Origin of the sequence: Cupriavidus sp. SW-Y-13, assembly GCF_009793345.1 — a bacterium.
Lineage (GTDB): Bacteria > Pseudomonadota > Gammaproteobacteria > Burkholderiales > Burkholderiaceae > Cupriavidus.
Window position 1 is genome coordinate 3414009 of the sequence record NZ_WHLX01000001.1, and the last position, 21165, is coordinate 3435173.

Sequence of the window (21165 nt, forward strand, 5' to 3'; positions counted from 1 at the left end):
TTCAATGCTCCACGTTGACGGTGAAGACATACCCCTCGCCGCGCACGGTGCGGATCAGCGCCGAGTCGCGCGGATCGTCGCGCAGCTTCTGGCGCAGGCGCGATACCAGCAGGTCGATGCTGCGATCGAACACGTCGAGGTCGCGGCCGCGCGCGTTGTTGATCAGCATCTCGCGGTCGAGCACACGGTTCGGATTCTCGATGAACGTCAGCAGCAGCCGGAACTCCGCATTCGACAGCGGCACAACCGTTTCCTCTGCATCCACCAACTGGCGCAGCGTAGTGTTCAGGCGCCACACGCCGAAGCGCATTTCGTGTCCCGTGGACGCCGGTGCGGGCCGCCGCGATTCGCTGCGGCTGCGCCGGAGCACGGTGTGAATACGCGCCACCAGTTCGCGCATTTCGAACGGCTTGGTCACATAATCGTCGGCCCCGACTTCGAGCCCGACCACGCGATCCGCGAGTTCGGCGCGCGCCGTCAGCATAATCACCGGCACATTGCTCGTATCGCGAATCTCGCGGCACAACGTCAGGCCGTTCTCGCCCGGCAGCGACAGGTCCAGGATGACGAGGTCGAACTGCTGGTTCGCCAGCGCGGTGCGCATGGCGGCGCCACCCTCCGCGCCCTGGGCTTCCATGCCGAACGTGGCCAGGTACTCGGCAAGCATGGTGCGGATCTGGGGATCGTCGTCAACGATCAGCAGGCGGGTGGTCAGGGCGGGAGAAAAATCCATGGCGAACGTGCAGGTGGGAGGGGGCTTGCGGACCCGCGAAGACGCCGGCCCGGATGAGAGTTGCCAATGTACCAGCCAGGCTATTACATCCGATGCCGGTTTTGTATCAGGATTGATACGTGCGCCGCGCGCCACCCCGAAGAAAAAAACGCCCCCGGTGCTGCCGCAGCCGGGAGCGTTCAACAGGGAAGAAGCCGGGCTCGCATGTGCCCAGCCACACCGCTACCGAAGGGCGGGCGCGGTGTCGCGCATGGAACGCCGAGATGTTGCATGCGCGACGGCTATCGTAGGCAGGGTCCGGAGTGGCGTCTTGTCGAGCTTGTATCAACGCACGGACATGTCGATGGCCTTGGCGATGCCGATCAGCCCGCTCAGCCAGTGACAGCCGGCTTGCCAAGCAGCGCCTTCAACCCTGCCAGCCGATCCTTCGGACTCATGGCCGGCGTCTCGTCCACGATTGCTGGGGCCTCTTCCAGTTTCATCTCGCCGATAAAGCGCGACGGCTCCACGGAATACGTTTCGCGCGCACGCTTGCGCTTCTTGCACCAGCTGATCTGCAGGCTGCGCTGCGCACGCGTGATGCCCACATACATCAGCCGTCGCTCTTCCTCGATCTTCTCGTCACCCATGTCCTCATCCTCGCGCGAATGGGGCAGGATGCCCTCTTCCACGCCCACCAGGAACACGTGCGGATACTCGAGTCCCTTCGATGCATGCAGCGTCGAGAGCCGCACGGCGTCGGGATCTTCGTCGCGGCCTTCGAGCATGCTCATCAGCGCCACGGTCTGCGTCAGTTCGAGCAGGTTCTTGCCTTCGTCTGCAAAGCCGTCGGCGGTATCGAAACCGGTTGCTTCCCCATCGCCCTCCGCTTCGGGACGCGTGCCCTTGCGCTTGAGCCAGTCGAGGAATTCGAGCGTATTGGTCCAGCGCGATTGCGCCTGACGTTCGTCGAAGGTGTCGTACAGATACGCCTCGTAGTGGATGCCTTCCATCAGGTCATCGAGCACCACCGTGGCCGGATCGTTTGCAGCACGATCTGCCAGCCGCACCATCGATTCGCAGAACAGCCGCAGCGGTTCCAGCTGGCGCGGCTGCAGCTTGCCCTCGATGCCACCCATCATCGCCGCTTCGAACAGCGACACCTTGGCCTGCCCCGCAAACGTGCCGAGCACTTCGAGCGTGGTGTTGCCCACGCCACGGCGCGGCGTGGTGATCGCACGGATGAATGCGGGATCGTCATCGGGATTGGCGATCAATCGCAAATACGCGCAGATGTCCTTGATCTCGGCCTTGTCGAAGAAGCTCTGTCCACCTGACAGCACATACGGAATGCGCTCGCGCCGCAGGATCTGCTCGAACAGCCGCGCCTGATGGTTGCCGCGATACAGGATGGCGTAATCGCGGAACTGCGCGCGCCGCTCGAACTTGTGCGCCGACAGCCGGAACACCACGGACTCGGCCTCGTGCTCCTCATCGTTCATCGGATGCACGGCGATGGGATCGCCCATGCCATGCTCCGACCACAGCTTCTTGTCGAACAGTTTCGGATTGTTGGCGATGACCGCGTTGGCCGCCTCCAGGATGCGCACCGTCGAGCGGTAGTTCTGTTCGAGCTTCACGACCTTGAGGTCGGGGAAATCGGTTTGCAGCAGCTTCAGGTTGTCGAGCGTGGCACCGCGCCAGCCATAGATCGCCTGATCGTCATCGCCCACTGCAGTGAACGCCGGCGCGCGCAGATGCGACCCACCGGCCAGCAGCTTCAGCAACTGGTACTGGCACGCGTTGGTGTCCTGGTATTCGTCCACGAGGAAGTAGCGCAGCCGGTTCTGCCATTTCAGACGCACGGCTTCATCGCGCGCGAACAGTTCGGCCGGGAGCCGGATCAGATCGTCGAAGTCCACCGCCTGGTACGCATGCAGCGTCGCCACGTACGCGCGATAGACCATGGCGGCCTGGTGCTCGTCGGCCGTGGCGGCCTGCGCGAGCGCGGTCTCGGGATCGACCATGCCGTTCTTCCACAGCGAAATCGTGCTCTGCACGCTGCGGATCAGTTTCTTGTCGGTGGTACTCAACTGCTCCTGCACGAGTCCGAAGCAGTCGTCCGAATCCATGATCGAGAATTGCGGCTTCAGGCCCACATGCTCGGCTTCCATGCGCAGAATTTGCACGCCGAGCGAGTGAAACGTACAAACGGTCAGCTGCTTGAGTGGAATACGCTTCCCTTCGCGCGTGGTCTTTCCCTCCATGAGCTTGCTGATGCGCTCCTGCATCTCCTTGGCCGCCTTGTTCGTGAACGTGACGGCAGCAATGTGACGCGGCTCGAACCCCTTGTCCTCGATCAGATGCGCAATTTTCTGCGTGATCACGCGCGTCTTGCCGGAACCCGCCCCGGCCAGCACAAGGCAAGGGCCGTCCAGATAGCGAACGGCTTCGGATTGCGCGGCGTTGAGTCCGTGGGTCATGGGGCGGGAAGAGGAAAGCGGGGACGAGAACCGGGAAGGGCGGAAATGCCGAACTCGGCACGCGGTCAGCCACGCGCCGAAGGCGACGATGCTACCACGCGGCAAGGTGGCTGACAGGGCCTGTCGGAGGGTGTCCGACGGCACCCGTTTCACGCTGGTAACAATCGTAAATCGGGCGGGCCCTGCCTGGTGACGGGGCATGGAGTTTGCCTCTCTCCCGTACGGCCGAGCAGGTTGGCAGTCACAACGGTGCACGGCAAACCTTCCGGATATCGGAACGTATCGGAATCCATTCGAATCAAGGAGCCAATCATGAACACCCTTCGCACGCTCTCGAAAGTCGCGCTGATCGGCGCTACGCTGGTCGGCTTTGCCGGTTGCGCGGACATGACGCCGAAGCAACGGAATACCGCCATCGGCGCCGGTGCGGGCGCGCTCGGCGGCGCGGTGCTGACCAACGGCAGCGCCTTGGGTACGATCGGCGGCGCGGCTGCCGGTGGCGTCATCGGCAATGTCGTAACCAAGGACAACCGCTGACCGAACGGGGGGACCGCAGCGCGCGACGGGACGGTTTGACAAAGCCAGACCGCTCCCGTACATTCACGCGCATCTGACCGGGAGAGCGCGCATCACGCATTGCGCCGCCGAAGGGGAATCACCCGAAAACTCTCAGGCACCATGGACCGGTCGGATCGGCATGCAACATGCACACGATGCATGCCGCACTCTGGAGAGCGACATCCGCCGCAGCTGGAAGGCCGGCGAGCATGTCCACCGAAGGGGCGCACGGAGCCACGGCTTCGTAATCTCTCAGGTATCGAGGACAGAGGGGTCATCCGCCGCAGCGGACTGGTTGCACATTGGTGCGGCCGGCATGCGGCGGGTGACCCTTTTTTCGTTTTCGAATTGCCCGAGGATATCCATGACGCTCCAGGCCACGCCCCTCAACGCCATTCATCGCGCCCTCGGCGCCCGCATGGTCGATTTTGGCGGTTGGGACATGCCGGTCAACTACGGCTCCCAGATCGAGGAACACAACGCAGTCCGCTCGGACGCCGGCATGTTCGACGTCTCGCACATGTGCGTGGTCGATCTCCATGGCGCGAACACCCGCACCTTCCTGCGCGGCCTGCTGGCCAACAACGTCGACAAGCTCCAGACACCGGGCAAGGCCCTGTATTCCTGCATGCTCGACGAGAAAGGCGGTGTCATCGACGACCTGATCGTCTACTTCTTTGCCGAGGATTATTTCCGGCTCGTGGTCAATGCGAGCACGGCCGTCGGCGATATCGAATGGATCCGTTCGCGCAACAGCGAGACCGGCAGCGGCGTGACTATCAACCCGCGCCGTGGTGACGTGGCACCAGCAGGGTTCAGCGCACTGGCCATCGTCGCCGTGCAGGGTCCGAACGCACGCGCCAAAGTCTATGCAGCCTTCCCCTCCACCCAGCCCGCCGATGCCCTCAAGCCATTCAACGCGCTGGTCGTGCAGGACCCGGCCATGGGCGAACTGATGGTGGCGCGCACGGGCTATACCGGCGAAGACGGCTTCGAACTGGTGGTGCCGGCCGAGAACGTCGCCGGTATCTGGGAAAAACTCGTGGCAGCCGGTGTGAAGCCTGCCGGCCTGGGCGCACGCGACACCCTGCGCCTGGAAGCCGGCATGAACCTGTACGGCCAGGACATGGACATCCATACGTCGCCGCTCGACGCCGGGCTGTCGTGGACGGTCGATCTGCAAAGCGAACGCGACTTCACCGGCAAGGCTGCGCTGACCGCTGGCGGCCAGAAACGCGCGTTCCTGGGCCTGATCCTGCGCGACAAGGGCGGCGTGCTGCGCGCGCACCAGAAAGTCGTCACCGCATCCGGCGACGGCGAAATCACCAGCGGCACATTCAGCCCGTCGCTGTCCCAGTCCATTGCCTTTGCCAGTCTGCCGAAGGACATCGTGCCGGGTGCGGAAGTCCAGGTAGAGATCCGCGACCGCAAACTGACCGCGACTGTGGTTAAACTGCCGTTTGTGCGCAATGGCAAGGCACTCGTGAGCTGAGGCATCGGCCCCCGCTTCACACCAACGGTCGCCCTTCCACCCGTTCCGCTCGAGCCCACATGCCGCGGGCGGGTGAATGAAACAAGAAACACACTGTATCCCGGAGAACCCTCATGAATTTCCCCGCTGACCTGAAGTACACCGAGTCGCACGAATGGGTGCGCGTCGAAGCCGACGGCACGCTGACCATCGGCATCACCGACCACGCACAAGACGCGCTGGGCGACATCGTTTTCCTGGAACTGCCCGAAGTGGGCAAGTCGGTTGGCGCAGGCGACGCGCTGGCCGTGGTGGAGTCCGTGAAGGCGGCTTCCGACATCTACGCCCCGGTGGCCGGCGAAGTCATCGCCATTAACGACGCGGCTTCGGCATCGCCGGAATCGGTCAATGCCAACGCCTTCGACGCGTGGCTGTTCAAGATCAAGCCGGCCAACGGCGACGATGTGAACGGCCTGATGAACGTCGACGCCTACAAGGCCAGCGTCGGCGCCTGATCGCGCTGATTGTCCGATGCCGCGCGTGGCGGCAGGCTGACCACCTGCCCCGCGCGCTCCACGAGATTTCCTTGCCATGAACGCCCCGTTTCCCATGAACGCTGCCGCCCAAGCTGCACGGCCCACGCTGGCCGAACTGGAGGCGCGCGACGCCTTCGCCGCCCGCCATATCGGGCCCGATACCGCCGAACAGCAGCACATGCTCAAGCTGCTCGGTTTCCACAGCACCGCCGCGCTGATCGATGCCGTGGTGCCTGCCGCCATCCGTCGCCGCGATGGCATGTCGCTGGGCGAATTCACCGCCCCGCTGACCGAGGAAGCCGCGCTGGCCAAGCTGCGCGGCCTGGCCAGCAAGAACCGCGTGCTCAAGAGCTTCATCGGGCAGGGGTACTACAACACGCTCACGCCCGGGGTCATCCTGCGCAACGTGTTTGAAAACCCGGCGTGGTACACCGCCTACACCCCGTACCAGCCTGAGATCTCGCAGGGCCGTCTCGAAGCCCTGCTGAACTTCCAGCAGATGCTGACGGACCTGACCGGCATGGACATCGCCAATGCGTCGATGCTGGACGAAGGCACCGCCGCCGCCGAAGCCATGACGCTGCTGCAGCGCGTCAACAAGCATGCATCGAACACGTTCTTCGTGGCCGACGACGTGCTGCCGCAGACGCTGGAAGTGGTACGCACCCGCGCCGAGCCGATGGGCATCGAAATCAAGGTTGGCCCCGCAGCCGAAGCCGCGAAGGCGGAGGCGTTCGGCGTGCTGCTGCAGTACCCTGGCGTGAACGGCGACGTGGCCGACTACCGCGCGATTGCCGAAGCCGTGCATGCCTCCGGCGCGCGCGTGGTAGCCGCCGCCGACCTGCTGGCGCTGACGCTGCTCGCCGCACCGGGCGAATGGGGCGCGGACGTGGCCGTGGGCAACACGCAGCGCTTTGGCGTGCCGCTCGGTTTCGGCGGCCCGCACGCCGGCTATATGGCCGTGCGCGACGAATTCAAGCGTTCGATGCCGGGCCGCCTCGTCGGCGTGACCATCGACGCGCAAGGCAACAAGGCATACCGCCTGGCGCTGCAGACGCGCGAGCAGCACATCCGCCGCGAGAAGGCCACGTCGAATATCTGCACGGCGCAGGCACTGCTGGCCATCATGGCGTCGATGTACGCGGTCTACCATGGTCCACAGGGTCTCAAGCGCATCGCGCAACGCGTGCATCGCCTGACCGCCACGCTGGCTGCCGGCCTCAAGGCACTCGGCCACACGCCGCTGAACACGACGTTCTTCGACACGATCACGCTCGACACCGGCTTCAACACCGACGCATTCCACGCGTCCGCCACGCAGCGCGGCATCAACCTGCGTCATGCAGGCGGCACGCGCATCGGCATCTCGTTCGACGAAACCGCGTCGCGCGATGACGTGGTGGCGCTGTGGGAAATCTTCGCGCATGGCAAGGCCGTGCCGAAGTTCGATGACGTAGAAGCAACGGTGGCCGACGGCTTCCCGGCCGCACTCTCGCGCCAGAGCGCTTACCTGACGCACCCGGTGTTCAACACGCACCACGCCGAGCACGAAATGCTGCGTTACCTGCGCTCGCTGGCCGACAAGGACCTGGCGCTGGACCGCACGATGATTCCGCTGGGCTCCTGCACGATGAAGCTCAACGCCACCAGCGAAATGCTGCCGGTGACGTGGCCCGAGTTCAGCAACATCCATCCGTTCGCGCCGCTCGACCAGACCGTGGGCTATCGCGAGATGATCGACCAGCTCGAAGCCATGCTCTGCGCCGCCACGGGCTACGCCGCCGTGAGCCTGCAGCCGAACGCGGGCTCGCAAGGCGAGTACGCTGGCCTGCTGATCATCCACGCCTACCACGCAAGCCGTGGCGAGAGCCATCGCGACATCTGCCTGATCCCCTCCTCCGCGCACGGCACGAACCCGGCATCGGCACAGATGGCCGGCATGAAGGTGGTGGTTGTGGCCTGTGACGAGAACGGCAACGTCGACCTCGTGGATCTGGCGAAGAAGGCCGAACAGCACAGCAAGAACCTCGCTGCGATCATGATCACGTACCCGTCCACGCACGGCGTGTTCGAACAGGGCGTGCAGCAGATCTGCGACATCGTGCACAAGCACGGCGGCCAGGTCTACGTGGATGGCGCGAACATGAACGCAATGGTCGGCGTGGCCGCACCGGGACAGTTCGGCGGTGACGTCTCCCACCTGAACCTGCACAAGACGTTCTGCATTCCGCACGGCGGTGGCGGACCGGGCGTGGGTCCGGTGGCAGTGGGCGCGCACCTTGCCGACTTCCTGCCGAACCAGGACAGCGTTGGCTATCGCCGCGACGACAACGGCATCGGCGGAGTCTCCGCCGCGCCGTTCGGCTCGGCCAGCATCCTGCCGATTTCGTGGATGTACGTGGCGATGATGGGCTCGACCGGCCTGACCGCCGCCACCGAGAACGCGATCCTGACGGCCAACTACGTGGCCAAGCGTCTGTCGCCGCACTATCCGGTGTTGTACGCGGGTCAGGGTGGTCTGGTGGCGCACGAGTGCATTCTCGACCTGCGTCCGCTGCAGAAGAGCACGGGCATCTCGAACGAAGACGTCGCCAAACGGCTGATGGACTACGGCTTCCATGCCCCGACCATGAGCTTCCCGGTGCCGGGCACGCTGATGATCGAGCCGACCGAAAGCGAGGCGCTGTCCGAGCTTGACCGCTTCATCGACGCCATGATTGCCATCCGTGGCGAAATTGCGCGCGTCGAGGACGGCAGCTTCGACCGTGAAGACAATCCGCTCAAGCACGCGCCGCACACGGCCAACGTGATCACGGCCAACGAGTGGACGCGCAAGTACACGCGCGAGGAAGCCGCCTATCCGGTGGCGTCGCTGCGCACGCAGAAGTACTGGCCGCCGGTTGGCCGTGCGGACAACGTGTATGGCGACCGCAATCTGTTCTGCTCGTGCGTGCCGATGAGCGAGTACGCTGAAGAGGCGTAAGCACTCCGGCTCGATAAGAAAAGTTGAAAAGTCCCCTGCCGCCCTGATTTCCGAATCGTGGGCGGCCCCTGACGGCGTGCCGGCGGCGCGCCGTCTTCGCATCTGGAGTCAGCCGTGGCAGTCAGTGTTTTCGATCTGTTCAAGGTAGGCATCGGCCCGTCGAGTTCCCACACCGTGGGACCGATGCGCGCCGCGCTGATGTTCGCGCATGGTCTGGAGCGCGATGGGTTGTTGCCGCAAGTAGCGAGCGTGCGTGCCGAACTGTATGGCTCGCTGGGCGCCACCGGCAAGGGACACGGCACCGACAAGGGCGTGATTCTCGGGCTCATGGGCGAGGCGCCCGATACCGTCGATCCCGAAGGCATCGACGAGAAGCTCTCCGCGATGCGCCGCAGCAAGCTGCTGACGCTGCTGGGCAAGCACACGGTACCGTTCGTGGAACGCGAGCACATCGTGTTCTATCGACGCGAAGCGATGGCCGAGCATCCGAACGGCATGAAGTTCCACGCCTACGATGCCGAGGGCAACCCGCTACGTGAAGCGCGCTACCTGTCAGTGGGCGGTGGCTTTGTCGTCACGGCCGGCGCACCCAATACGCAGTTGCAGACTGCGGAGAATCAGTTGCCGCATCCGTTCCGCAGCGGCAAGGCGATGCTCGAGATGGCGCATGCGAGCGGCAAGTCCATCGCACAACTCATGCTGGAGAACGAACTGACGTGGCGCTCGCACACCGAGGTCACCGATGGCCTGCTGCATATCTGGGACGTCATGCAGCAATGCGTGGCGCGCGGTTGCCGCACCGAGGGCGAACTGCCCGGTCCGTTCAAGGTGAAGCGGCGTGCGCCCGAGTTGTATCGCAACCTGACGTTGCGCGCGGAGCGTACGTTGTCCGATCCGCTCACCGTCATGGATTGGGTCAACCTCTACGCGATGGCCGTCAACGAGGAAAACGCGGCGGGTGGTCGCGTAGTCACAGCGCCCACCAACGGTGCGGCTGGCATCATCCCTGCCGTGCTGCACTACTACGATCGCTTCGTACCCGGCGCGAGTCCTCAGGGCGCGGTGGATTTCCTGCTGACCGCTGGCGCCATCGGCCTGCTCTACAAGCTCAATGCGTCGATCTCCGGTGCGGAAGTAGGCTGCCAGGGCGAGGTTGGCGTAGCGTGCTCGATGGCGGCCGGTGCGCTGGCTGCGGTACTTGGCGGCACACCGGAACAGGTGGAGAACGCCGCCGAGATCGGCATGGAGCACAACCTCGGATTGACGTGCGATCCCGTGGGCGGACTGGTGCAGATCCCGTGCATCGAACGCAACGCGATGGCGTCGGTCAAGGCCGTGAACGCCGCGCGCATGGCGCTGCGGGGCGATGGCACACACTATGTGTCGCTCGACTCGGTCATCAAGACGATGCGCGAGACCGGCGCAGACATGAAAACGAAGTACAAGGAAACGGCGCGCGGCGGGCTGGCGGTGAATATCGTCGAATGCTGACGATCATAGTGAATGGCAGGCCGCCGTATATGATGGAAGCACTTTCGGGTTGCCGACAAGATTTGCCAATAACATCAGTCTCCAAAAGAAAGCGGCCATGCAGACCTTTCACCAGTTGTTCGACGACGTCTCCTGCACCTTCACCTATCTGCTGATCGATGCCGCCACGCATGAGGCGGTCCTGATCGATCCGGTAGATTGTCAGTCCGGGCGCGACCTTGCCGTGCTGAAAGACACCGGCGCCAAGGTAGTCTGGATCATCGAGACCCACGCGCATGCCGATCACATCACGTCCGCCGGGCAACTGGCCGCGCTGACCGGCGCCAGCACCGCAGCGCCGTCCGGTTGCGACATCAAGCCCGCCAGCAAGCAATTGATCGATGGCGACTCCATTTCGTTCGGCAGTCAGGTGTTGCGCGCGATCCATACGCCGGGACACACGGCTGGCAGCATGAGTTACCTGTGGGAAGAAACGACGGCCGATGGCGTGGTGCGCCGGATCTTTACCGGCGATGCCTTGTTGATCGACGGCTGCGGGCGCACGGATTTCCAGTCGGGCGATGCAGGCACCTTGTTCGACAGCCTGACACAGAAACTCTTCCGCCTGCCCGACGATACGCAGGTCTATCCCGCGCATGACTACAAGGGCCGCACGGCATCCACGATCGGTCAGGAACGCGCGAGCAACAGCCGCATCGCGGGCCGATCGCGCGAGGAGTTCATCGCCATGATGCGTGAACTGAATCTACCGCGACCGAAGCTGATCGATATCGCGGTGCCTGCCAACCAGCAACTCGGACTCGTGGCCGGCCGCGACGGCACAAGCGTGCCGCACGGCGCCTGACGCATCAGACTGCGCGACTTACGATTCCCACCGCTCGCACGTATGCCGTACGGTATCGCGCAGGCTGTGGGCTTCGTCGTTGATCACGCGTACCGAATGCGCATCGTTGTCGCGTGAAGCGGCCAGTGCGCGGATGTTCGATAGCGCCTGCAACGAACCGAGTGCCTCCGCATGCGGCTCCAGCGCATCGCAGATCGACAGGATGTGGTCTGCAATCGGCATCCGCGTCAGTTCGTTCGGATGCACGTATTCGCCTTCCATCCCGAAGCGGCACGCCTGAAAACGGTTGAAGGTGTAGACGAGGTAATCGTCTTCCTGCGGCATGAACGGACGCGACAGCAGCAGATATCGCGCAAGCGCCTGGATGTACGCGGCGATATCGCACGCGCGCTGCACGGTGAGGGGCGTATCCATGACGCGCACTTCGATCGTGCCGAACTCCGGCTTGGGACGGATATCCCAATAGAAGTCCTTCATGCTCTCGATCACGCCCGTCGCGCGCATCTTGTTGAAGTAGGCTTCGAAGCCATCCCACGTCAACACGTGCGGCGCCCGACCGCTCATCGGAAACGCGGCAACAGAATTCAATCGAGCGGATGCAAATCCAGTATCGACCCCCTGCACATAAGGCGACGACGCCGCCAGCGCAATGAAGTGCGGCACATACCGCCCGATGGCATGGAGCAGGAACAGCGATTCGTCCGCACTCGGGCAGCCGATGTGCACGTGCTGCCCGAACACCGTGAACTGCTTGGCCAGATAGCCATATAGCTCCGAGATGTACTGATAGCGCGGGGAGTCCGAGATGGTGCGCTCGGACCACACCTGGAACGGATGCGTGCCGCCGCCGCAGATGCCGAGGTTAAGGCCGCGCGACGCATTGATCATCAGGTCGCGCATGACCGTCAGCTCTTCCAGCGCCTGCGCGTAGCTGTGGCAAATGCCCGTGCTCATCTCGATCATTGACGGACTGATCTCGGGCTTGATGTCCCCCGCATGCTGCGCGCCCTTGAGTGCCCGAAGCAGGTCCGGTGCGAATGGCGCCAGATCATAGTCATGGCGATTGACGAGCTGGAGCTCCAGCTCCACGCCAAAGGTCAGCGGCTCGGAATGCTTGAACGGTTCGAGCGACATCAGCGCCCTCCTCCATTGTCCCTTGCCTCGCCCGCGTAACGCAGCGCCCACGCCGCGATGATCGGGCCCAGCACCTGCTCGATGGCGAGCGCGCAAAGGATGATCGATGCGAGCGGCACGCCGGTGCCCGGATACAGGCGGGCAATGTCGCTCATCAGAAGATAGGCCAGCCCCGACATCGGCGCCAGCGCAAGGCCCAGCGCCATGGCCTGCCGCAGGCTCAGCCCCGAAAACGAACCCAGTGATACCACGCCAACCAGCTTCGCCACGTGACGCAGCACAACCAGCGCCACGGCCATCGTCCCGCCGATGATCCAGTCCTGCGCCGTCAGCGGCAGGCCCAGCGATACCACCATCACGATGATCAGGAGGCTGCCCGCGCTACCGAAGTGCGTGGGCCAGACGTGCGGCTGGCGGTCCTGGTGCTTGAAGACCACGCCGGCAAGCATCAGCGTGAGCGGCATCGAAAGCTTGAGCACGCGCGTCAGCGCCAGCGTGAACAGCACCAGCCCTACCAACACCAGGAAACTGTAGTGATCGTCGGAAGACATCCGCGCGTAGATGGCATGCCCCACCTTGCCAACTACCCATGCCAGCAGGCACGAGCCCACCAGCAGGTACAGCGGATGCAGCAGCGCAGCGCCCAGGTTGCCGTACTCCGAATGCAGCCAGCCCGTCGCCACCTGCACAATGGCCGCCGCGTAGATCGAGTTCAGCGCGGCCATGGCCATCAGCCGCTCGGTCACCTGCCCTTCGGCGCGCAGTTCGTTCTTGAGTTGCAGCACGATGGTCGGCGAGGTGCTGACCGCGATACCACCGGCCAGGATCGCAACGCCGGGCGACGCGCCCAGCCATTGCAGCACGGTGGCGACGAGGCCCCACGTCAGCAGGCTTTCGGCGGCGCTCGTGAACAGCAACCAGCGGTTGGCGCGCAGCCATGACAGCGACAGCCGGTGGCCGAGTTCGAACAGCGCCAGTGCCAGCGCCATATCGATCAGTACCCGGGTCTGGGCGATCATGTTGTCGTCCACGATGCTGCGGCCAAGCATGCCGGCAAACAGCCCGACCATGGCGTATCCGACGATGCGCGGAATGCCCAGCCAGCGGCGGCAGACCTCTCCGGCCAGCCCCGCACCAACGAGTGCGAGACCTACCCAGAACAGGCCGCCCGGCGCCAGCGGCAGCGAGGGGAAAAGTTGGCTCAGTCGATTCATGCGCGTCATGGTAATGGAAGGACACGTTTCAAAGTGTCAGTGCTTGTCCGACACTTTTCCCATCTTGCCGATAAAACCCATCTTCCACAAACAAAAAGCGCGATCTTCATCGATCGCGCTTTTGTAGGTCTTTCAAATTGAGAATTGTCTTGTGCGGTGGGTCACCTAGTGGGATGCCACGCGACCCTCCCGCCCCGCGTTACAGCCCCCATACCTTCCACTTCGGCCGGGTGGATTTCAGCGCCGCCTCGGTCTTGCCGAAGAGCCCACGCGTGGTGCCCACGCCAGCCCCCGCCGCCTTGGCCTTTTCGAACCACTCCAGTGCCGTCTCGCGGTGGCCCTGCGCCACGGCCGCCTGCACGGCCAGCAGCCACGCGTCGGCATCCCAGTCGTCACGCGCAGCAAACGCCATCTGGAAATCCGTCAGGGCCTCCGCCTTCCGGTCCAGTTCCACGAGGAGTCTGGCACGCTGTACCCGCGCCTGCGCTTCTGCCTGGGCATTGCCAGCCCCAAGTGCTACGGCCTGTTCGATCAATGGCAAGGCGCGCTCGTTGTCGCCGAGGTCGCGCCAGATCTGGCCAAAGCGGCCATAGAGCCAGCCGTCTTCCACCAGTAGCGAGCGGCGCTGGAGCGCTTCGAGTTCGGCCAGTGCATCGGCACGGTCGTGTTCGTCCATCCCCGCCATACCCTTGGCCAGCAACGCGCCGTAGTGCGCGCGGGCATGGGCCATGGCGTGCGCCCCTTCGCTGCGTGCCTCGACGGGCAGCGCATCGAGACGGGCATCCATATGGGTCAGCGCGGCATTGGCCGATTCCGTGGCTTCACGCCCGCCCAGTGCCGCCCACGCGGCCACGAGCCGGCTGAACGCCCAACTCACGTCCGCAGGGTTGCGCTCCACCGGATGACGATTCATCACTTCACCGGCCAGATCCACCACCTTCTGGTGCTCGCCCGCCGCCGCGTAGGCGTCGAGCATGTCGATCCAGTGGTCGATGAAGTCGCTGGCCGCCATGCCCTTCTGGTGCAGCGACACCTTTTCTTCCAGATGCGTCGCATCGGCCGGCAGCGTGCGCGCCAGCAGGCGGCACAGCAGGGAATACAGGTGAGGATCGGCGTTGCCGCCATGGCCCTGCGCATCGCCCTCGCCCGTCTCGAAATATGCCTCGAAACAGCCCAGTCCCTTGCGGCACGCGGCCTCCAGCATCGGCTTCAGCACGGCCTGTGACGCAGGCACCTCGTCGATGAACGCGCCGAGCGCCGCAGCCGCGTGGAAGTACATGGCACCATCGTCGGCATCGGCCGTCATGGCAAAGCCAGTCCAGGCGGGCTGCGCCGGGGTGCTGGCACTTGCCTTGGCTTGCGACTGGTGCCGCCACGTCAGCGCGCGCACCTGCGCGAGCGGGTCCGGACGCTGACGCAGGTACGTATCCAGGTCATCGAGTGCCGCCGCCGGGTCCACGCCCAGCCGCAACGGCGCGCGCAACCGGCGTGCTTCGGGATGATCGGGCTCGGCGGCCAGCACCGTTTCGGCCTGGGCCGCGGCCAGGGCATCGCCCTGCGCTGGCGTCAGATCGAGCAGCTCCGGGGAATCCAGTGCGATCCGGCCCAGGCAGATCCGCAGCAGCGGCTCCCCAAGTTGCTGCGCGGCATCGCTGCGCGCGACATAGTCCTGCACCAGCGGCAGGATATCGCCAGCCCCGAGATCGGGCGAGCGATACAGCAGGTCGTGCCAGTAGCGGCCCGCCAGCGCGAAATCGTTGAGGCGAAACGCGACAAAGCCCGCATAGAAATGCGCAGCCCACTCGCCCGTGGCCAGCCCGTTGCGGCGCGCGGCCTCGTGCAGCCACGGCTGCGCCTCGGTGTCGCGCCCTTCACGCATCAGCAACGTGCCATACATATGCGCCAGCGCCCCGCGCGAGGCCCAGCGATGCATCGGCGCCAGCGAGAGCTCGGGCAGCCGCGTCATGGCCTCGTCGAGCGCGGCCAACGCCGCCGCCACATCGCCACGATCCGACTGGATCTGCGCGCGCAGCGCGGCATAGTCCACAACTTCGGGATGCGCCGCCCAGAGCTGGTCGGCTACCTGTACAGCTTCGTCATGGCGCCCGGCATTTGCCAGCGCGATGGCGTGGTCGTAACGGACATCCTGCAAGGTCCGCTCCTTCATCAGAAATCAGCAAAGCGGAATTATGCGCTATTGGCGTGACCTGCTTCGGGGAGGAGAGGGGGAGATTGGGGGTTGATCGGGGTTGACCGAAAGAAAAAGCCGCTCCCCAACAAAAAACGCCACCGCGGGCATCTGCCCGGGTGGCGTCAGTTCTGCCACGCGCCAGCCGTAGGAAAGCCGTCCGGCGCGCGTAATGCTAAAAGCTACTCGGCGAGCGGCGATTACTTGCCGCCCACGGTTTCCAGCACGGTCCACTTGCCGCCTTGCACCTTGTAGACGGTGATGCCGCCGTCCTTCAGGTCGCCGCGTGCATCGTAGGCCAGCGTCTTGGTGGTCACGCCCTGCATGCTGGTAGCGGCCAGCACGGGCAGGTAGCGCGTCGGGTCGGCGGAGCCGGCCTTGATCATGGCGGTCATCAGCGCGGTGGCGCCGTCATAGGCGTACGGCGAGTACGTCTGGACCTTCGAGCCGAAGCGCTTCTCGTACTTCTTCTCGTACGCAGCGCCGCCCGGCATCTGTTCCAGCGGCAGGCCGGCCAGCGACACCACGGTGCCATCGGCGGCGTTGCCGGCCAGCTTCAGGAAGTTGTCGGTCTTGGACATTTCGCCCGAGACCAGCGGGGCCTTCATGCCCAGTTCCTTGACCTGCTTGGCCATCGGGGCCGATTGGGTTTCGGCACCGCCGTAGAAGATGATGTCCGGGTTGCTGCGCTTGATGTTGGTCAGCACAGCCTTGAAGTCCACGGCCTTGTCGTTCGTGAACTCGCGGCGCACGATCTTGCCGCCGGCGGCCTTGGCGGCCTTCTCGAACTCGTCAGCCAGACCCTGGCCGTAGGCCGTGCGGTCGTCGACGATGGCGATGTTCTTGGCGCCCAGCTTCTTCACCACGTATGCGCCGATCACCGAACCCTGCTGGGTGTCGGACGTCATCATGCGGAACGTGGTCTTGAAGCCCTGGCGGGTGTATTCGGGTGCCGTGGCCATGGCGATCTGCGGAATGCCTGCACGGTTGTAGACCATCGACGCCGGGATGCTGGTGCCCGAATTGAAGTGGCCGAGCATGCCCTGGATGCCGGCGTCCACCAGCTTCTGCGCCACCACCGAACCGGTCTTCGGATCGGCCTGGTCGTCCTCGGAGATCAGCACGAACTTGACTTCCTTGCCGCCGATCTTGGGCTTGGTGGCATTCATGTCATCGATCGCCAGGACGATGCCGTTCTGCATGTCCTTGCCGTATTGGGCCTGGCCGCCGGTCAGCGGACCGGCGTAGCCCAGTTTGATTTCCTGGGCCTGGGCAAAAGCAGCCGAAGCGGCAGTCAGGCCGGCAACGGCCATGGCGACGGTCATGGCCGTCTTGCGGAATGTCGAGCTCATCAGTTCTCCTTGGGTCCCAAACGGGTGCCATATGGTGCCGTTGTCGGCATATGTCGGAACGGCGTTGGCAGCACCGTTCCATTCTAAGTGGCGCAGCAAGGTCGGGATCACCGGCCCTCGCCGCACGCCTCTGATGTGAAACCGGAAGAGGACGTGCCTCAGCCGATCGTCATCAAGCTTGCATTGCCGCCCGCAGCCGCCGTATTGACGGACAGCGAACGTTCGATCAACAAACGCTCGAGCGCGATATTCGGTTCACCCTGGGCCAGGCCCTGGACGCCGACAATCGGACCCGGACGCGTAGCGACCTGTTCACAGACGGTGCGCAACTGGTCGGAATCGCCGTGATGCAGCACCGCGTCGAAGTCGGTGTCCGACGATTTCCAGTCGGAAACCATACGGACGCGCGATTGTACTGCGGCCGGCAGCCGTGCCAACAGCGACTTTGCAACCGGTGTGTCAACCCACAACGCCTGGGCGCCAACCGCCAGCACAGCGCCGAGTTGCAGCGCCAGGTCCGACTCCGTCTGCGCCAGGCACAGCACGCGCTCGCGCGGCAGCAGCGAGTACGTATTGCGCTCGCCCGTGGGGCCCGGCAGCGTGGCCGAGATACCCGATGCCGAAGCGGCAGCGAACTGGTCGCAGGCGGCGGCGACTTCGGGCAGGCTGCCTTGCGCCCAGCCCTTCAGTGCGGCCAGCTCGGTCGATACCGGCGCAGCCTGCGCGGCCTCGGCTACGTCCGATGCGCGAACCACGCGCACCACGGCATCCTGCGGGCAGACCGACAGCAGGCGATGCAGGTACAGCGGGCCGCCAGCCTTCGGACCCGTGCCGGACAAGCCTTCGCCGCCAAACGGCTGCACACCCACCACGGCGCCGACGATATTGCGGTTCACATAGAGATTACCGACATGCGCACGGTCCACGATATGCGCGATGGTCTCGTCGATCCGGGTGTGGATGCCGAGCGTCAGGCCATAGCCGGTGTTGTTGATCTGGTCGATCATCGTATTCAGCGCGGCGCGCGGGTAGCGCACCACGTGCAGCACCGGGCCGAAGACCTCGCGCTTCAGTTCCTCGATCGAGTCGAGTTCGATCAGCGTCGGCGGCACGAACGTACCGTTACGGCAGGCGGCGGACTGCACGGCGTTCGGATCTGCCTGATGCACGCGGCGGCCCTTGGCGCGCATGGCTTCTACGTGACGCACGATGTTGCCGCGCGCCTCCTCGTCGATCACCGGACCCACGTCGGTGGACAGACGATCCGGGTTGGCCAGCGTCAGTTCGCCCATGGCGCCCTTGAGCATTTCCAGGATGCGGTCGGCCACGTCTTCCTGCAGGCACAGCACGCGCAGCGCCGAGCAGCGCTGGCCTGCCGAGTCGAAGGCCGAGTTCACGACGTCGCCCACCACCTGTTCGGCCAGGGCCGAGGAGTCCACGATCATCGCGTTCTGGCCGCCCGTTTCGGCGATTAGCGGAATCGGACGGCCCGCCGCATCGAGGCGACCCGCAACATTACGTTGCAGCAGGCGTGCCACTTCGGTGGAGCCGGTGAACATCACGCCCTTCACGCGCGCATCACCCACGAGCGCAGCGCCCACGGTCTCGCCACGGCCCGGCAGCAGTTGCACGGCACCAGCCGGCACACCGGCTTCGCGCAGCAGACGCACAGCAGCGGCGGCGATCAGCGGGGTCTGTTCGGCCGGCTTGGCCAGCACCGGGTTGCCGGCAGCCAGTGCGGCAGCAACCTGACCCGTGAAGATCGCCAGCGGGAAGTTCCACGGGCTGATACAGACCACGGGGCCGAGCGGGCGGTGCGTGTCGTTCGAGAACGTCTCGCGCACCTGCACCGCGTAGTAGCGCAGGAAGTCGACCGCTTCGCGGACTTCGGCGATGGCGTTCGAGAACGTCTTGCCGGCCTCGCGCATGATGACGCCCATCAACTGCTGCATCTGGGCTTCCATCAGGTCGGCGGCGCGCTCCAGCGCAGCGGCGCGCACCTCCGGCGGCGTGGCCTGCCAGATCGGTGCCACATTCACGGCGGCAGCCAGCGCGGCCTCCACTTCGAACGGCGTGGCTTCGCTGGTGTGGCCCACCACGTCGCGGTGGTCGGCCGGGTTCAGCACGGGGTCGAGCTTGGCGTCGCCGCGCGGGATGTCGGCACCGAGCAGCGGTTCGGCACGATGGACTTCACTGGCACCGGCCAGCAGCGCCGACGACAGCGAGGCCAGGCGATGCTCGTTCGACAGATCGATGCCCGCCGAATTGGCGCGCGCGTCGCCATACAGTTCACGCGGATGCGGGATGCGCGGGTGCGAGAGGCCCAGCGTACCTTCCGTCTTGTGCATCGATTCGACCACGGTCACCGGATCGGCCACCAGTTCGTCCAGCGGGATGGATTCATCGGCGATGCGGTTCACGAACGACGTGTTCGCGCCGTTCTCCAGCAGGCGGCGCACCAGGTACGCCAGCAGCGTTTCATGGGTGCCAACCGGTGCGTAGATGCGGCACGGACGGTTGAACTTGCCGTCCGACTTCGGGCCGACGATCTGGTCGTACAGCGGCTCGCCCATGCCATGCAGGCACTGGAATTCATACTGGCCGGGGTAGTAGCTCTGACCGGCGATCTGGTAGATGGCCGACAACGTATGCGCGTTGTGCGTGGCGAACTGCGGATAGATTGCGTCCGGCACCGACAGCAGCTTGCGGGCGCATGCCACGTAGGCCACGTCCGTGTACACCTTGCGCGTGTAGACCGGGTAGCCTTCCAGCCCATCCACCTGGGCGCGCTTGATCTCGCTGTCCCAGTACGCGCCCTTCACCAGACGGATCATCAGGCGGTGGCGGCTGCGGCGTGCCAGGTCGATCAGGAAATCGATCACGAACGGGCAGCGTTTCTGGTAACCCTGCACCACGAAGCCGATACCGTTCCAACCGGCCAGTTCCGGTTCGAAGCACAGGCGCTCCAGCAAATCGAGCGAGATTTCCAGGCGGTCAGCTTCTTCGGCGTCGATATTGATGCCGATGTCGTACTGGCGGGCCAGCAGCGTCAGGCTTTTCAGGCGGCCATACAGTTCGGAAATCACGCGCTCGTGCTGCGCGCGGCTGTAGCGCGGATGCAGCGCCGACAGCTTGATCGAGATGCCCGGGCCTTCATAGATGCCCCGGCCGCGCGACGCCTGGCCGATTGCGTGGATGGCCTGCTCGTACGATGCCAGGTAGCGCTGCGCGTCGGCCTCGGTCATCGCAGCCTCGCCAAGCATGTCGTACGAATAACGGAAGCCTTCGGCCTCATACTTGCGCGCGTTGGCCAGCGCCTCGGAAATCGTCTCGCCAGTCACGAACTGCTCGCCCATCAGGCGCATGGCCATGTCCACGCCCTTGCGGATCAGCGGCTCGCCGCCCTTGCCGATGATGCGCGTCAGCGCCTTCGACAATCCGGCTTCGGTGTGCGTGGCCACCAGCCGGCCAGTCAGCAGCAGGCCCCAGGTGGCGGCGTTCACGAACAGCGACGGGCTTTGGCCCAGGTGCGACTGCCAGTTCGCGCCGCTGATCTTGTCGCGAATCAGAGCGTCGCGCGTGGCCTTGTCGGGGATGCGCAGCAGTGCCTCGGCCAGGCACATCAACGCTACGCCTTCCTGCGACGACAACGAGAACTCCTGGATCAGGCCCTGCACCAGACCCTCACGGCCCGTACCCACCTTTTGCTCGCGCAGCTTCTGCGCCAGCGTACGCGCCATCTTGATGGCGGCGTCGGCCTCGGCCTTCGGCAGGCGGGCCTGCTCCAGCAGCACCGGCACGCATTCGGTTTCCGGACGGCGATACGCAGACGTAATCGCCGCGCGCAACACCGACTGCGGCTGGATGCTCTGCGCAAATTCCAGGAACGGCTGGGCCATGGCCTCGCCCTGCGCCACATCGCCAGCATCACCATCCGTGTCATGCGACGTGCCGTTGGCGCCTTCGTGCGGCAGATGGCCGCGCTCGATCTGCTCCAGATACGTGAAGATGGCCTGCTTGATCAGCCAGTGGGGGGTACGGTCGATCGATTGGGCAACGCGTTTCAGGCGTTCACGCGAAGCATCGTCGAGCTTCACGCCGAGGGTGGTGGTGGCCATGCGGGCAGTTCTCCAGCGGATCTTAAGAAGGCGGTGGCGGCCGTGGCGATACGCATGGGCGTAACGCGCCAGCCTGCCGAT

The 21165-nt window shown here is 64.8% G+C and carries 13 protein-coding genes and 2 riboswitches; of the genes, 6 read left to right on the top strand and 7 right to left on the bottom strand.

From position 1 onward, the window contains the following. Position 1 precedes the first annotated feature (1 nt). Together GA566_RS15365 and GA566_RS15370 are read right to left on the bottom strand one after the other, a co-directional pair. Positions 2-733: a response regulator gene (locus GA566_RS15365; RefSeq protein WP_137927962.1), complete on the bottom strand. Its 732-nt coding sequence runs from the start codon at positions 731-733 to the stop codon at positions 2-4. Positions 734-1104: 371 nt separating this feature from the next. Beyond that, the gene (locus tag GA566_RS15370) at positions 1105-3195 is read right to left on the bottom strand and encodes a UvrD-helicase domain-containing protein (RefSeq protein WP_160473124.1); all 2091 of its coding nucleotides are present in this window, start codon (positions 3193-3195) and stop codon (positions 1105-1107) included. 312 nt (positions 3196-3507) lie between these two features. Here GA566_RS15370 and GA566_RS15375 point away from each other — a divergent pair, with 312 nt between their 5' ends. The 6 genes from GA566_RS15375 (at position 3508) to GA566_RS15400 (ending at position 11078) form a co-directional block, all read left to right on the top strand. Continuing rightward, the gene (locus GA566_RS15375; protein WP_137927964.1) at positions 3508-3732 is read left to right on the top strand and encodes a glycine zipper 2TM domain-containing protein; all 225 of its coding nucleotides are present in this window, start codon (positions 3508-3510) and stop codon (positions 3730-3732) included. A gap of 68 nt (positions 3733-3800) precedes the next feature. Then, positions 3801-3891: riboswitch (glycine riboswitch) on the top strand. Between the two features lie 21 nt (positions 3892-3912). Further along, positions 3913-4032, top strand: a riboswitch (glycine riboswitch). A gap of 85 nt (positions 4033-4117) precedes the next feature. After that, a complete protein-coding gene (gene gcvT, locus GA566_RS15380) occupies positions 4118-5245 on the top strand; it encodes a glycine cleavage system aminomethyltransferase GcvT (protein WP_160473125.1) in 1128 nt (375 codons plus the stop codon). A gap of 113 nt (positions 5246-5358) precedes the next feature. Continuing rightward, on the top strand, positions 5359-5739 hold the full coding sequence (gene gcvH, locus GA566_RS15385; RefSeq protein WP_137927966.1) for a glycine cleavage system protein GcvH: 381 nt from the start codon (positions 5359-5361) through the stop codon (positions 5737-5739). A gap of 76 nt (positions 5740-5815) precedes the next feature. After that, positions 5816-8743, top strand: coding sequence for an aminomethyl-transferring glycine dehydrogenase (gcvP, locus tag GA566_RS15390; protein ID WP_160473126.1), 2928 nt, complete (start codon positions 5816-5818; stop codon positions 8741-8743). 114 nt (positions 8744-8857) lie between these two features. Continuing rightward, a complete protein-coding gene (locus GA566_RS15395) occupies positions 8858-10234 on the top strand; it encodes an L-serine ammonia-lyase (RefSeq protein ID WP_137927968.1) in 1377 nt (458 codons plus the stop codon). Between the two features lie 97 nt (positions 10235-10331). Further along, the gene (locus GA566_RS15400; protein ID WP_160473127.1) at positions 10332-11078 is read left to right on the top strand and encodes an MBL fold metallo-hydrolase; all 747 of its coding nucleotides are present in this window, start codon (positions 10332-10334) and stop codon (positions 11076-11078) included. Between the two features lie 18 nt (positions 11079-11096). On the opposite strand, the gene GA566_RS15405 is transcribed toward GA566_RS15400, so the two are convergent. The 5 genes from GA566_RS15405 to putA form a co-directional block, all read right to left on the bottom strand. Next, positions 11097-12212, bottom strand: coding sequence for a YbdK family carboxylate-amine ligase (locus GA566_RS15405; protein ID WP_160473128.1), 1116 nt, complete (start codon positions 12210-12212; stop codon positions 11097-11099). Further along, positions 12212-13435 carry a cation:proton antiporter gene (locus tag GA566_RS15410; protein ID WP_202126707.1) on the bottom strand — a complete coding sequence of 408 codons (1224 nt, stop codon included), beginning with the start codon at positions 13433-13435 and terminating at the stop codon, positions 12212-12214. The genes GA566_RS15405 and GA566_RS15410 overlap by 1 nt, the downstream gene beginning before the upstream one ends. 190 nt (positions 13436-13625) lie before the next feature. Further along, positions 13626-15593, bottom strand: a complete 1968-nt coding sequence (locus GA566_RS15415) for a hypothetical protein (RefSeq protein WP_202126708.1) — start codon at positions 15591-15593, stop codon at positions 13626-13628. Positions 15594-15814: 221 nt separating this feature from the next. After that, positions 15815-16966, bottom strand: a complete 1152-nt coding sequence (locus GA566_RS15420; protein ID WP_137928551.1) for a branched-chain amino acid ABC transporter substrate-binding protein — start codon at positions 16964-16966, stop codon at positions 15815-15817. Positions 16967-17124: 158 nt separating this feature from the next. Continuing rightward, the gene (putA, locus tag GA566_RS15425) at positions 17125-21084 is read right to left on the bottom strand and encodes a trifunctional transcriptional regulator/proline dehydrogenase/L-glutamate gamma-semialdehyde dehydrogenase (RefSeq protein ID WP_160473131.1); all 3960 of its coding nucleotides are present in this window, start codon (positions 21082-21084) and stop codon (positions 17125-17127) included. Positions 21085-21165: the final 81 nt, after the last annotated feature.

What these genes read in the sequence shown, in the direction of transcription:
- GA566_RS15365 (WP_137927962.1), bottom strand. Translation starts at nt 733, where the DNA reads ATGGATTTTTCTCCCGCCCTGACCACCCGCCTGCTGATCGTTGACGAC.
- GA566_RS15370 (WP_160473124.1), bottom strand. Translation starts at nt 3,195, where the DNA reads ATGACCCACGGACTCAACGCCGCGCAATCCGAAGCCGTTCGCTATCTG.
- GA566_RS15375 (WP_137927964.1), top strand. Translation starts at nt 3,508, where the DNA reads ATGAACACCCTTCGCACGCTCTCGAAAGTCGCGCTGATCGGCGCTACG.
- gcvT (WP_160473125.1), top strand. Translation starts at nt 4,118, where the DNA reads ATGACGCTCCAGGCCACGCCCCTCAACGCCATTCATCGCGCCCTCGGC.
- gcvH (WP_137927966.1), top strand. Translation starts at nt 5,359, where the DNA reads ATGAATTTCCCCGCTGACCTGAAGTACACCGAGTCGCACGAATGGGTG.
- gcvP (WP_160473126.1), top strand. Translation starts at nt 5,816, where the DNA reads ATGAACGCCCCGTTTCCCATGAACGCTGCCGCCCAAGCTGCACGGCCC.
- GA566_RS15400 (WP_160473127.1), top strand. Translation starts at nt 10,332, where the DNA reads ATGCAGACCTTTCACCAGTTGTTCGACGACGTCTCCTGCACCTTCACC.
- GA566_RS15405 (WP_160473128.1), bottom strand. Translation starts at nt 12,212, where the DNA reads ATGTCGCTCGAACCGTTCAAGCATTCCGAGCCGCTGACCTTTGGCGTG.
- GA566_RS15410 (WP_202126707.1), bottom strand. Translation starts at nt 13,435, where the DNA reads ATGACGCGCATGAATCGACTGAGCCAACTTTTCCCCTCGCTGCCGCTG.
- GA566_RS15415 (WP_202126708.1), bottom strand. Translation starts at nt 15,593, where the DNA reads ATGAAGGAGCGGACCTTGCAGGATGTCCGTTACGACCACGCCATCGCG.
- GA566_RS15420 (WP_137928551.1), bottom strand. Translation starts at nt 16,966, where the DNA reads ATGAGCTCGACATTCCGCAAGACGGCCATGACCGTCGCCATGGCCGTT.
- putA (WP_160473131.1), bottom strand. Translation starts at nt 21,084, where the DNA reads ATGGCCACCACCACCCTCGGCGTGAAGCTCGACGATGCTTCGCGTGAA.